Origin of the sequence: Mycobacterium helveticum (assembly GCF_007714205.1) — a bacterium.
In the GTDB taxonomy this organism is placed as follows: domain Bacteria; phylum Actinomycetota; class Actinomycetes; order Mycobacteriales; family Mycobacteriaceae; genus Mycobacterium; species Mycobacterium helveticum.
On sequence record NZ_VMQU01000134.1, the window covers coordinates 1 to 14,125 of the forward strand.

The 14,125-nt window shown below is 72.8% G+C and carries 2 protein-coding genes and 1 pseudogene; all 3 read left to right on the forward strand.

Annotated features, from left to right (window positions below):
- On the forward strand, window positions 1-6,253 hold a 6,253-nt coding region (locus tag FPZ47_RS22870; RefSeq protein WP_145039614.1), incomplete at its 5' end, for a type I polyketide synthase.
- Between the two features lie 24 nt (window positions 6,254-6,277).
- A pseudogene (locus FPZ47_RS22875) lies at window positions 6,278-12,625 on the forward strand (type I polyketide synthase); the annotation flags it as partial.
- A gap of 307 nt (window positions 12,626-12,932) precedes the next feature.
- A partial coding sequence (locus FPZ47_RS22880; RefSeq protein ID WP_145039616.1) for a beta-ketoacyl [acyl carrier protein] synthase domain-containing protein occupies window positions 12,933-14,125 on the forward strand: 1,193 nt, incomplete at its 3' end.

Here is a 14,125-nt window from a genome sequence, read left to right on the forward strand (position 1 = left end):
GGTGGTGGGGATGGGTTGCCGCTACCCGGGTGGGGTGGATTCGCCGGAGGGCTTGTGGCAGGTGGTCGTGGAGGGCCGCGACGTGGTCTGCGACTTTCCCGCGGACCGGGGCTGGGATGTGGCGGGACTGTTCGATCCCGATCCCGACGCGACGGGCAAGTCCTACACCCGCTCGGGCGGGTTCCTGGCCGACGTGGCCGATTTCGACGCCGCGTTCTTCGGGATCGCGCCGAGCGAGGCGCTGGCGATGGATCCCCAGCAGCGCCTCCTGCTGGAGGTGTCGTGGGAGGCGCTGGAGCGCGCCGGGATCGACCCGTCGACGTTGCGGGGCTCGCCGACGGGCGTGTTCGCCGGGGTGTTCCACGGCTCCTACGGGGGTCAGGGCCGGATGCCCGGCGAGCTGGAGCGCTACGGGCTGCGCGGTTCGACGCTGAGCGTCGCGTCGGGCCGGGTGGCGTACACGCTGGGCCTGGAGGGCCCGGCGGTGTCGGTGGACACGGCGTGTTCGTCGTCGCTGGTGGCGATGCATCTGGCGGCCCAGTCGCTGCGGTCGGGCGAATGCGATCTGGCGCTGGCCGGGGGTGTGACGGTGATGGCGACCCCGGCGATGTTCGTCGATTTCAGCCGGCAGCGGGCGCTGTCCCCCGACGGCCGGTGCAAGGCGTACGCGGGCGCCGCCGACGGCACCGGATTCTCCGAGGGCGCCGGGATGCTGGCGCTGGAGCGGTTGACCGACGCGCGCCGGCGGGGCCATCCGGTGCTGGCGGTGCTGCGGGGCACGGCGGTGAACCAGGACGGCGCCTCCAACGGTCTGGCCACGCCCAACGGGCCCGCGCAGCAGCGGGTGATCCGCGCGGCGCTGGCCAACGCCCGGCTGGGCACGGCCGACGTGGACGTGGTCGAGGGGCACGGCACGGGCACCATGCTCGGGGATCCGATTGAGGCACAAGCACTTCTGGCGACCTACGGGCAGGACCGGCCGGCGGACCGGCCGTTGTGGTTGGGGTCGATCAAATCGAACATGGGGCACACGTCCGCCGCGGCGGGGACGGCCGGGGTGATCAAGATGGTGCAGGCGATGCGGCACGGGGTGATGCCCAAGACGCTGCACGTGGATGTGCCGACGCCGCACGTGGACTGGTCGGCCGGCGCGGTGTCGTTGCTGACCGAGCCGCGCCCGTGGCCCGTCGCGGGACGGCCGCGGCGCGCGGGCGTGTCGTCGTTCGGGATCAGCGGCACCAACGCGCACGTGATCGTCGAGGAGGCCCCCGCCGAGCCGGACAGCCCCGCGGCCCGGCGCGCCGATGCGCCGCTGCCCTGGGTGTTGTCGGCGCGGTCGGCCGAGGCGCTGACCAACCAGGCGGCGCGGCTGCTGGCACACCTGTCGGCCGACGCGGACCTGACGGCGGTGGACGTGGGCTGGTCGTTGGTGTCGACGCGGTCGCTGTTCGAGCACCGCGCGGTGTTGGCGGGTTCGGATCGCGGGCGGCTGATGAACGGGCTGGCCGGACTGGCCGCCGGTGCCCCGGGCGCGGGCGTGGTGGTGGGCCGCGCCCGGCCGGTGGGCAGGACCGTGTTCGTGTTTCCCGGCCAGGGTTCGCAGTGGGTCGGCATGGGCGCCCAGTTGCTCGACAGCTCGAGGGTGTTCGCCGAGCACATCACCCGGTGCGACAAGGCGCTCGGCGAGCACGTGCAGTGGTCGCTGACCGACGTCCTGCGCGGCGCGCCCGGCGCACCCGGGCTGGACCGGGTCGACGTGGTGCAGCCGGCGCTGTGGGCGGTGATGGTGTCGCTGGCCGAGCTGTGGCGCTCGGTGGGCGTGACACCCGAGGCGGTGATCGGTCACTCCCAGGGCGAGATCGCGGCGGCCTATGTGGCCGGTGCCCTGTCGCTTCAGGACGCCGCGCGGGTGGTGGCGTTGCGCAGCCGGCTGCTGGCGCGGCTGGCGGGCGCGGGCGGCATGGCGTCGCTGGCCTGCGGTGCCCAGCGGGCGCTCGAGTTGATCGCGCCGTGGGCCGATCGCCTGAACGTCGCCGCGGTCAACGGTGTTTCGGCGGTCGCGGTCTCCGGCGAACCGGACGCGCTGGCCGAGCTGATGCGCCGCTGTGCGGCCGCCGACGTGCGGGCCCGCACCATCGACGTGGACTACGCGTCGCATTCGAAGCAGGTCGACGCGATCCGGGAGCCGCTCGCCGAGGCGCTGCGCGGCATCGAGCCGCGTTCCTGTCCGGTCGCCTTCTTCTCGACCGTCACCGGTGCCCCCGTCGACACCGTGGGACTCGACGGCGAGTACTGGTACCAAAACGTCCGCCAGACGGTGCAATTCGACCGTGCGGTGCGCACCGCACACGCCGACGGGTACCGGGTCTTCGTCGAGTCCAGCCCGCACCCGGTGCTGATCGCCGGCATCGAGGACACCGTGGCCGAGTGCGGCGGCGACGCCGTCGTCGTGCCCTGCCTGGGCCGCGACGACGGTGGCCTGGAGCGGTTCTATCTGTCCGTCGGACAGGCCAACGTCGCCGGTGTGCGGGTGGATTGGCCCGCGGCGTTCACCGGCCTGGACGCCCGGCGGGTACCGCTGCCGACGTATGGCTTTGTGCGGCGCAGGTTCTGGCTGCCGGCTGGGTCTGCGGGGTCCGACATGGCCGCGGTGGGGTTGGCGGGCATCGGGCACGGAGTGCTGGGTGCGGCGGTGGAGCGGCCCGATTCGGGCCAGACGGTGTTCACGGGCCGGCTGTCGCGCGGCGCGCAGCCCTGGCTGACCGATCACGCGGTGGCCGGGACGGTGCTGTTCCCGGGGGCCGCCTTCGTCGAGCTGGTGTTGCGGGCCGGGGACGAGGTCGGCTGCCCGGTGCTCGAGGAACTCACCCTGTCGGCGCCGCTGGCGCTGCCCGCGGACGGCGCGATCCGGCTGCAGGTCGTGGTGGCCGCCCCCGGTGATTCGGGATCGCGGGGCGTGTCGGTGTATTCGGCTGCGGCGCAGCCCGGTTCGGAGTGGTCGCTGCACGCCGAGGGAGTTCTGGGGGCGGGTTCGGTGGACCCGGCCGCGGATCTGTCGGTGTGGCCGCCGGTGGGTGCGGAGGCGGTGGACGTGAGCGGCGCCTACGACGGGCTGGCCGACCGGGGCTATGAGTACGGCCCGGCATTTCGCGGCCTGCGGGCGGTGTGGCAGCGGGGCGACGAGGTGTTCGCCGAGGTCGAGCTTCCGCAGGACGCGGGCGTGACCTCCGGGTTCGGGATCCATCCGGTGGTGCTGGACGCCGCGCTGCATGCGCTGGGGGTGGCCGACGCGCAGGCGCGGCTGGTGCTGCCGTTCTCGTGGCAGGGCGTGTGTCTGCATGCCGAGGGTGCGTCGCGGGCCCGGGTGCGGGTGGCCGCGGCCGGGCCGGACGCGGTGTCGGTGGAACTGGCCGACCCGGCCGGGTCCCCGGTGTTGTCGGTGCGGGAGTTGGTGATGCGCCCGGTGCCGGCCGGGCGCCCGGCGCCCGGGCCGGCCGGCGCCGACGGGTTGCTGGAGGTCGGGTTGCTGGAGGTGGTGTGGTCGCCGGTGCCCACGAGTGGCGGCGACACCGGCGACGGCACCGTGGTGTGGGAGTGGGCCTGCGGCGACGGGGCGGTGCCGGGTTCGGTCCGCGCGGCCACCACCGAGGCGCTCTCGGTGCTGCAGTCGTGGCTGGCCGGTGACGGTCCGGGAATGCTGGTGGTGCTGACCCGGGGGGCGGTGGCCCTGCCGGGTGAGGAGGTCCGCGATCTGGCCGGCGCGGCGGTGTGGGGGTTGGTGCGTTCGGCGCAGGCCGAGCATCCGGGCCGGGTGATGCTCGTCGATTCCGACGGTTCGGTGGAGCTGGGGGATCTAACCGGTTCCGGTGAAACGCAATTGGTGGTCCGCAACGGGGTGGTCCACGGCGCCCGGTTGACGCCGGCGACGGCGCGGGCGGGTTTGCGGCTGCCTGCGGACGGCTGGTGGCGGTTGGCGCCCGGCGGCGGGGGCACCATCGAGGACGTGCAGGTGCGGACCTGCGCACCCGCCGAACCGGGCGCCGGGCAGGTGCGGGTCGCCGTGGGCGCGGTCGGCGTGAACTTCCGGGATGTGTTGGTGGCCCTGGGTATGTACCCGGGCGGCGGTGAACTGGGCGTCGAGGGGGCCGGTCTGGTCGCCGCGGTCGGGCCCGGCGTCACCGGGCTGGCCGTCGGCGACGCGGTGACGGGTCTGCTCGGGGTGGCGGGACCGCAGGCGGTGGTGGATCGGCGGTTGGTGGTCCGGGTTCCGCACGGCTGGTCGCTGTCCCGGGCCGCCGGTGTGCCGGTGGTGTTCTTGACGGCGTGGTACGGGTTGGCGGATCTGGCCGGGCTGCGCTCCGGTGAGCGGGTGCTGGTGCACGCCGCGACGGGCGGGGTGGGGATGGCCGCGGTGCAGCTGGCCAGGCATTGGGGCGCAGAGGTTTTCGTCACGGCGAGTCGCGGCAAATGGGACACGTTGCGCGACATGGGGTTTGATGACGACCACATCGGGGATTCGCGCACGTTGGAGTTCGAGTCGAAGTTTTCGGCCGCCACCGGTGGTGCCGGTGTGGACGTGGTGCTCAATTCGCTGGCCGGTGAGTTCACCGACGCGTCGTTGCGGCTGCTGGCCCCCGGCGGGCGCTTCATCGAGATGGGCAAGACCGACGTCCGCGATGCCCGGGTCGTCGCGCGCCAACATCGGGGAGTGCGGTATCGGGCGTTCGACCTGCTGGAGGCGGGCCCGGACCGCTGTGCGCAGCTGCTGGCCGAGGTGGTCGGCCTGCTGGAGGACGGCGTGTTGACGCCGTTGCCGGTCAAGACGTTCGACGTGCGCCGCGCCGCGGACGCCTACCGGTTCGTGAGCCAGGCGCGTCACATCGGCAAGGTGGTGCTCACCGTGCCCGGCGCGCCCGGCGTCGGGCTGGCCGCGGGCACGGTGTTGATCACCGGCGGGACCGGCATGGCCGGGTCGGCGGTGGCGCGGCACCTGGTGAACCACCACGGCGTGCGGCACCTGGTGCTGGCCGGCCGTCGTGGACGGGCCACCGAGGGTGTCGAGGAGTTGGTGGACGAGTTGGCGCAGCGGGGGGCGCGGGTGTCGGTGGTGGCCTGCGACGTGGCCGACCGCGACGCGCTGGCAGCGATGCTCGCGCGCATCCCCGGGGACCGCCCGCTGCGCGGGGTCATCCATGCCGCAGGCGTGCTCGACGACGGGCTGATCTCCTCGTTGACCCCGGACCGCGTCGATGCGGTGCTGCGGGCCAAGGCCGATGCCGCCTGGCATCTGCATTCGCTGACCCGGGATCTCGACCTGGCGGCGTTCGTGATGTTCTCCTCGATGGCCGGGATCGTCGGAACGCCGGGTCAGGGCAACTACGCCGCGGCCAACAGTTTCCTGGATGCCCTGGCCGCCTACCGGCGGGCCCGCGGCCTGCCGGGGCTGTCGGTGGCCTGGGGGCTCTGGGAGCAGACCTCGGCGATGACGGCGCACCTCGGAGCCCGCGACAAGGCCCGGATGAGCCGGGTCGGGCTGGCCCCGCTGTCCACCGAAGAGGCGCTGGCGGCGTTCGACGCCGCGCTGCTCGCGGACAGCCCGGTGGTGGTGGCCTCCCGCCTGGATCGCGCCGCGCTGTCCGGCCACACCGCGGCGCTGCCGCCGCTGCTGCTGGGGCTGGCTGCGCGCCCCGCCCGTCGCGTCGTCGCCGGCAGCGGCCCCACCGCGTCGGTGCACGGCCTCGGCGCGCGCCTGCACGGTCTGAGCCCCGACGCGCGGCGACGCGACCTGGCGAACCTGGTGTGCAGCAATGCCGCCACCGTGCTGGGCCTGACGCAGGCCGCGGACCTCCAGGGCGGCCGCACCTTCCAGGAGCTCGGCTTCGACTCCCTGACGGCCGTCGAGCTGCGCAACCGGCTCAAAACCGCCACCGGGCTCACCCTTTCGCCCACGCTGATCTTCGACTATCCGACCCCGACCGCCCTGGCCGCGTACCTCGACGCCCAGCTCGGCGCGACAACCGCCACCGCTCAACCCGACCTGATGACGCGGTTCCACGCCGTTGCCCGCGAACTGGAAGCCCTGCTGGGCGACCCGGACTCCGGCCCCGACGACAGGGCGCAGATGTCCACCCGGCTGCGCCACCTGCTCGGCGCACTGACCACCGCCGGTCGCCCCGACGACGTCGACGACGACATCCGGGCCGCCACCGAAGGTGAACTCTTCGCCATCCTCGACGAGGAACTCGGCCACTGATGCCCCAGATCTCCAGGAGTGACGATGCCGAGCACCGATAAGCAGCTCGACTACCTCAAGCGGCTCACCGCCGACCTGAGACGCACCCGGCGCCAACTGTCCGAACTGGAGGGCAGGCTGTCCGAGCCGGTGGCGGTGGTGGGGATGGGTTGCCGGTACCCGGGTGGGGCCGATTCCCCGGAACGCCTGTGGGAGTTGGTGGTCGAGGGCCGCGACACGGTCGCCGACTTCCCGGCCGACCGCGGCTGGGACGTGGACGCTCTGTTCGATCCGGACCCCGACGCCCGCGGGAAGATGTACACGCGCCGGGGCAGCTTCCTGCACGACGCCGCCGACTTCGACGCCGGGTTCTTCGGCATCGGACCCAGCGAGGCGCTGGCGATGGATCCGCAACAACGCCTGATGCTGGAGATCTCGTGGGAAGCCCTGGAGCGCGCCGGGATCGACCCGCTGGGGCTGCGGGGCACGGCGACCGGGGTGTTCGCGGGAATTATCCACGCCGGCTACGGCGGCGAGGTCAAAGGGGAGCTGGAGGGTTACGGGCTCACCGGATCGACGTTGAGCGTGGCCTCGGGCCGGGTGTCCTACGTGCTGGGGCTGGAAGGGCCCGCGGTGTCGGTGGATACGGCGTGTTCGTCGTCGTTGGTGGCGATGCATCTGGCGGCGCAGTCGCTGCGCTCGGGAGAGTGTGATCTGGCGCTGGCCGGCGGCGTCATGGTGATGGCGACTCCCGCGGCGTTCGTCGAGTTCAGCCGGCAGCGGGCGCTGGCCGCCGACGGCCGGTGCAAGGTGTATGCCGGTGCCGCGGACGGGACCTCGTGGTCGGAGGGCGCGGGCGTGCTGGTGCTGGAGCGGTTGGCCGACGCCCGGCGGCTGGGCCACCCGGTCCTGGCGTTGCTGCGGGGTTCGGCGGTGAACCAGGACGGCGCCTCCAACGGTTTGACCGCCCCCAACGGGCCGTCGCAGCAACGGGTGATTCGGGCGGCGCTGGCCAACGCGGGGCTCACCACCGCCGACGTGGACGTGGTGGAGGGCCACGGAACCGGAACCGTGCTGGGCGATCCGATCGAGATCCAGGCGCTGCTGGCGACGTACGGGCAGGGCCGGCCGACGGATCGGCCGCTGTGGCTGGGGTCGGTCAAATCCAATATCGGACACTCCTCGGCCGCCGCGGGGGTGGCCGGGGTGATCAAGATGGTGCAGGCGATACGTCACGGCGTGATCCCGCAGACGCTGCACGTGGATGTGCCGACGCCGCATGTGGATTGGACGGCGGGCGCGGTGTCGTTGCTGACCGGTCCGCAGCCGTGGCCGGACGGCCCGAGGCGGGCCGGGGTGTCGTCGTTCGGGATCAGCGGGACCAATGCGCACGTGATCGTGGAACAGCCGCCCGCCGAATCGGAAAGCGTTGTCGTCCGGCGGAATGACTCCCACCCCGTGGTGCCCGTGGTGGTGTCGGGGCACTCGGAGGCGGCGCTGGCCGCCCAGGCCGGGCGGCTCGCGGCGCACCTGAGCGCACGGGCGGACGTGCCGGTGGTGGACGTGGCCTGGTCGTTGGCGACCACGCGGCCGGTTCTCGAACACCGCGCGGTGCTGGTGGGCGCCGACCGCGGCGAGTTGGTGCGCGGGCTGGGCGGATTGTCCGCGGGTGAGACCGGTGCGGCCGTCGTGGGGCGTGCCCGGCCGGCCGGCAAGACGGTGTTCGCGTTTCCCGGTCAGGGCTCGCAGTGGCTCGGGATGGGCGCGCAGTTGTACGGGCGGTTCGGCGAGTTCGCCCGCGCCTTCGACGAGGTCGCGGCGGCACTGGACCCGCACCTGCGCCGGCCACTGCGCCAGGTGATCTGGGGCGACGACCCGGAACTGTTGCAGAACACCGAATTCGCCCAGCCCGCACTGTTCGCCGTCGAGGTCGCGCTGGCGGCGCTGTGGCGCGCCTGGGGCGTCATCCCCGACGTGGTGATGGGCCATTCGGTCGGGGAGATCGCCGCGGCCCACGTCGCGGGGGTGTTGTCCCTGGACGATGCCGCCCGTTTGGTGGCCGCGCGCGGCCGGCTGATGGCGGGACTGCCCCCGGGCGGGGCGATGGTGGCCGTCACCGCCGGCGAGGACGAGGTGGCGCCGCTGCTCACCGAGGGGGTGGGCGTCGCGGCCGTCAACGGTCCGACCTCGCTGGTGCTTTCCGGCGAGCACGCCGCGGTCGACGCCATTGTCGAGCAGTTGACCGCGCGGGGCAGGCGGGCGCATCGGCTGGCCGTCTCGCACGCGTTCCATTCCGCCCTGATGGATCCGATGCTGGAGGAGTTCTCCGCGGTGCTGGCCGGCGTGACGGCCGGTGCGCCCCGGATGGCGTTGGTGTCCAACCTGACCGGCGACCTGGCCGATGCGGGGTACGGCTCGGCGCACTACTGGGTGGAGCACGTGCGCCGGCCGGTGCGCTTCGTCGACGGCGTGCACCTGGCCGAGTCGCTGGGGGCCGGAGTCGTCCTCGAGGTGGGCCCCGGCGCGGCGTTGACGGTCTCGGTGCGGCAGAGCCTTCGCGACGACCGGGCCATGCCGGTCGTGACGATGCCCAAGGACCGACCCGAGATCGACGCGCTGCTCACCGCCGCGGGCCGACTGTTCACCGCCGGCATCGCTGTGGACTGGCGCGCGGTGTTCGCCGGACTGGACGCCCGGACCGTGCCGCTGCCGACGTACGCGTTCCAGCGGCGCCGGTTCTGGCTGCCGGCCTCGGCGGTGGGGTCGCGCGACGCCGGCGGACTGGGACTGGCGGAGGCCGGGCACGGGCTGCTGGGCGCGGTGGTGCAGCGGCCGGATTCGGGTGGGGTGGTGCTGACGGGCCGCCTGTCGGTGGGCACCCAGCCGTGGCTGGCCGACCATGCCGTGGGCGGGGTGGTGCTGTTTCCCGGAGCCGGGTTCGTCGAACTGGTGTTGCGGGCCGCTGACGAGGTCGGCTGCCCGGTGATCGAGGAGCTGACATTGTCGGCGCCGTTGCTGCTGCCCGCCTCCGGCGGCGTGGCGGTCCAGGTGGTGGTCGGTGCCGCCGACGCAGCCGGTTCCCGGACGGTTGCAGTGTATTCGTCTGCGCCCGAACCGGATTCGGGGTGGACTTTGCACGCGGAAGGGACCCTGGGCGCGGCCGCGGTGAAACCCGGCACAAATCTGGCGGTGTGGCCGCCCGCCGGCGCGACGGCGGTGGACGTGGCCGGGGCCTATGACGGGCTCGCCGCGCGCGGCTACGGGTATGGTCCCGCCTTCCGCGGCCTGCGGGCGGCGTGGCGGCGGGACGACGAGGTGTTCGCCGAGGTCGAGGTCCCGCAGGACGCCGATGTGGCGTTGGGCGGCTTCGGAATTCATCCGGTGGTGCTCGACGCGGCGTTGCACGCGCTCGGGGTCGCCGACGAGCGGGCGGCGGCCGTGCTGCCGTTCTCCTGGCAAGGGGTGTGTCTGCACGCGGCCGGGGCGGCACGGGTCCGGGTGCGGCTGGCGCCGGCGGGCACCGGCGCGGTGTCGCTCGAACTGGCCGACGCGACGGGCCTGCCGGTGTTGTCGGTGCGGGAGTTGGTGCTTCGCCCGGTTTCTGCCGAACAGTTGGCCGCGGCCGGTGGCCGTCCCGCCCGCGACGGGCTCCTCGAGGTGGCGTGGGCTCCGGTGTCCCTGGCCGACAACGCGGTCGGCGGTGACCACTCGGTGTGGGAGTCGGTCCCCGGGGGCGGGGGAGCGGTCAAATCGGTGCATGCGGCCACCGTCGAGGCGCTGTCGGTGCTGCAGTCCCGGCTGGTTCGCGACGGATCGGGCCCGTTGGTGGTGTCGACCCGCGGGGCGGTGGCCCTGGCCGACGAGGGCGTCGACGACCTGGCCGGCGCGGCGGTGTGGGGCCTGGTCCGCTCGGCGCAGTCCGAGCATCCGGGCCGCTTCGTGCTGGTGGATTCGGACGGTTCCGTCGGGCTGGACGCCGTACTCGCCTGCGGCGAGCCCCAACTGGTGGTCCGCGACGGCGTCGTCCACGGCGCCCGGCTGCGGCCGGTTCCCGTTGCGCCGCTGCTGCGGTTGCCCGGTGGCGGCTGGCGGTTGGCCGCCGGCGGCGGGGGGACGTTGGACGACGTGACGGCGCAGCAGTGCCCGCGCGCGGAGCTGGCGGCCGGGCAGGTGCGAGTGTCGCTGGCCGCGGCCGGCGTCAACTTCCGGGACGTGCTGGTGGCCCTGGGCATGTATCCCGGTGCGGCGCAGCTGGGGGCCGAGGGGGCCGGCATCGTGGCCGAGGTCGCCCCGGATGTGCCGGATTTGGCCGTCGGGGACGCGGTGCTGGGGATCGTGGGGCTGGCGGGCTCCGAGGCGGTGGTGGATCGGCGGTTGGTGGTCCGGGTGCCGCACGGCTGGTCGCTGTCCCGGGCCGCGGGTGTGCCGGTGGCGTTCTTGACGGCGTGGTACGGGTTGGCGGATCTGGCCGGGCTGCGCTCCGGTGAGCGGGTGTTGGTGCACGCCGCGACGGGCGGGGTGGGGATGGCCGCGGTGCAGCTGGCCAGGCATTGGGGCGCAGAGGTTTTCGTCACGGCGAGTCGCGGCAAATGGGACACGTTGCGCGACATGGGGTTTGATGACGACCACATCGGGGATTCGCGGACGTTGGAGTTCGAGTCGAAGTTTTCGGCCGCCACCGGTGGTGCCGGTGTGGACGTGGTGCTCAATTCGCTGGCCGGTGAGTTCACCGACGCGTCGTTGCGGCTGCTGGCCCCCGGCGGGCGCTTCATCGAGATGGGCAAGACCGACCTGCGCGATGCCCGGGTCGTCGCGCGCCAACATCGCGACGTGCGCTACCGGGCGTTCGATCTGATGGAAGCCGGCGAAGACCGTATCGCGGCGATGCTGGCCGACTTGACGGCGTTGTTCGGCGAGGGAGCGCTCGAGCCGTTGCCGGTCAAGACGTTCGACGTGCGCCGCGCCGCGGACGCCTACCGGTTCGTGAGCCAGGCGCGTCACATCGGCAAGGTGGTGCTCACCGTGCCCGGCGCGCCCGGCGTCGGGCTGGCCGCGGGCACGGTGTTGATCACCGGCGGGACCGGCATGGCCGGGTCGGCGGTGGCGCGGCACCTGGTGAACCACCACGGCGTGCGGCACCTGGTGCTGGCCGGCCGTCGTGGACGGGCCACCGAGGGTGTCGAGGAGTTGGTGGACGAGTTGGCGCAGCGGGGGGCGCGGGTGTCGGTGGTGGCCTGCGACGTGGCCGACCGCGACGCGGTGGCGGCACTGTTGGCCGGCCTGCCCGAGGAATATCCGCTGACGGGCGTGATCCACGCCGCCGGTGTCCTCGACGACGGCATGGTCGCGTCGTTGACCACGGATCGGGTGGACACCGTGCTGCGCGCCAAGGTTGCCGGGGCCTGGAATCTGCACGAACTGACCCAGGATCTGAATCTGTCGGCGTTCGTGCTGTTTTCGTCACTGGCCGGGATCATGGGCGCCCCCGGTCAGGGCAACTATGCGGCGGCCAACAGTTTCCTCGACGCGCTGGCCATCCACCGGCGGGCCCGCGGCCTGCCGGGGCTGTCGCTGGCCTGGGGACTGTGGGAGCAGGCCTCGGGCATGACCGCCCACCTGGGCGATCGCGACAAATCCCGGATAAGCCGAGCCGGACTGGCGGCCCTGTCCAGCGAGCAGGCGCTCGAAATGTTCGACACGGCCCTGCTGGGGGAGCGGGCCGTCGTGGTGGCCACCCGCCTCGACCGGGCGGCGTTGTCCGGCAACGCTGCCGACCTGCCGCCGCTGTTGCGGGAGCTGGCTGGCCGGCCCGCGCGACGCGTCGTTGCCGACGCCGACGCCACCTTGGCGGCGACGGGCCTGCGGGCGCGCTTGGCGGGTATGGCCGCCGAGCAGCGCCGTCGCGAACTCGTCGACCTGGTGTGCGGCAACGCCGCCACCGTGTTGGGCCACAGTGTCGCGGACATGGACGGCGACAAGCCTTTCCAAGACCTCGGGTTCGACTCGCTCACCGCGGTCGAGTTGCGTAACCGGCTCAAAACCGCCACCGGGCTGACGCTGTCGCCCACGGTGATCTTCGACCACCCCACGCCGACGGCTCTGGCCGAATACGTCGATGCCGAACTTGCCAGCAGCCCAACACCTTCGAACGACACACAGCCGGATCCGTTGGCCCGGTTCAACGACGTCGCCGGGGAACTCCAAGCCCTGCTGGCCCGGCCCGGCTGGAGCCCCGACGACAAAGCACGGTTGAGTGGTCGCCTGCAGGTCATGCTCGCCGGCCTGACCGCGCCACCCGAACCGGTCTATTCCGACGTCCCGTTCGACGACGACATCACGACCGCCACCGAAAGTCAGCTCTTCGCGCTCCTCGACGAGGACGCCGGCCCCTGAGCTAAACGCTGCGGCGACATGCGCGGCCGCGAGCGACGACCGGATATCCTCGAGGTCTGCGGCCGTGGCCGAAACGATGCCCGCAGACACGACAACCCGCAGACACGACAAATAGACAAATAGAGGCGCAGGACTGCCCTGCCCGGGTCTGGGTTTAGCCGACTTCAGTGCCATTGCACGCCCTGTCGGAGCATGAGCAGCCAAAGGACACCATGGGCAGACATACGTTCGTTTTCACTCCGCGATCGCGGTCACCATCAGGCGCCGCGGGTCGACCGGCGGCACCGGTCGTGCTAGACCTCATACCGTGAGGCAAGGCGCACGGTCGACGGATGTGGCGATCATCGGGCTCGCCTGCAGGTTCCCGTCCGCGGCGGGCCCCCGGGACTTCTGGCGTCTGATCCGCGACGGCGTCGAAGCCGCGGCGCCGATCGAGGACGTCGCCTGGTTCGACGCCGAGTTCTTCAACCTGTCGCCGCGCGAGGCCCGGGCGATGGACCCGCGGCAGCGATTGGCCCTGGAACTGGCCTGGGAAGTGTTCGAAGACGCTTTCGTCGTGCCGGCAACGCTGAGCGGGGAACAGGTCGGCGTCTACCTCGGGGCGATGACCGACGACTACGCCCTGCTGACGCTGGCCGGTGCGGCCGAGCAGTTGGATCACCAGTCCTTCGCCGGCATCGCCCGGGGGATGATCGCCAACCGGGTGTCGTATGCGTTCGGGCTGCGCGGACCCAGCTTGACCGTCGATGCCGGGCAGTCGTCGTCGCTGGTCGCCGTGCACCTGGCTTGCGAGAGCCTGCGCCTCGGTGAGTCGGCGCTGGCGATCGCCGGTGGCATCCACCTGAACTTGGCCGACGAAACCGAGGCACTGGAAACGGCATTCGGTGCCGTGTCCCCGTCGGGTCACACCTATGCGTTCGACGGGCGCGCGGACGGTTACGTGCGAAGCGAAGGCGCCGGCCTCGTGCTGCTGAAACCGCTGCGCGCCGCCCTCGACGACGGCAACCGCATCCGCGCCGTCATCCGCGGCAGCGCGGTCGGCAACGCCGGGCACACCGCCGCCGGTCAGACCGTGCCCTCGGTCCCCGGCGAAGCCGACGTCATCCGCAGCGCGCTGGCCCGGGCGGGGCGCAACGCCGCCGACGTCCACTACGTCGAGGCGCACGGCACGGGCACCCGGGTCGGCGATCCCGTGGAGGCGAACGCGCTGGCGGAGGTCTTCGCCGGGTGTCGAGCAGAACCGTTGCGGGTGGGATCGGTGAAGACCAACATCGGCCACACCGGCGGCGCCGCGGGCATCGCCGGTCTGCTGAAGGCCGTGCTGGGGATCGAAAACGCCGTGATCCCCGCAAGTCTCAACTATTCCGCGTCCAACCCCACGCTCGACCTGCCGGCGCTCGGGCTGCAGGTCAACACGACGCCGTTGCCGTGGCCGGGCGGTGTGCGGCGGGCCGGGGTGTCGTCGTTCGGGATGGGCGGGACGAACGCGCACGTGATCGT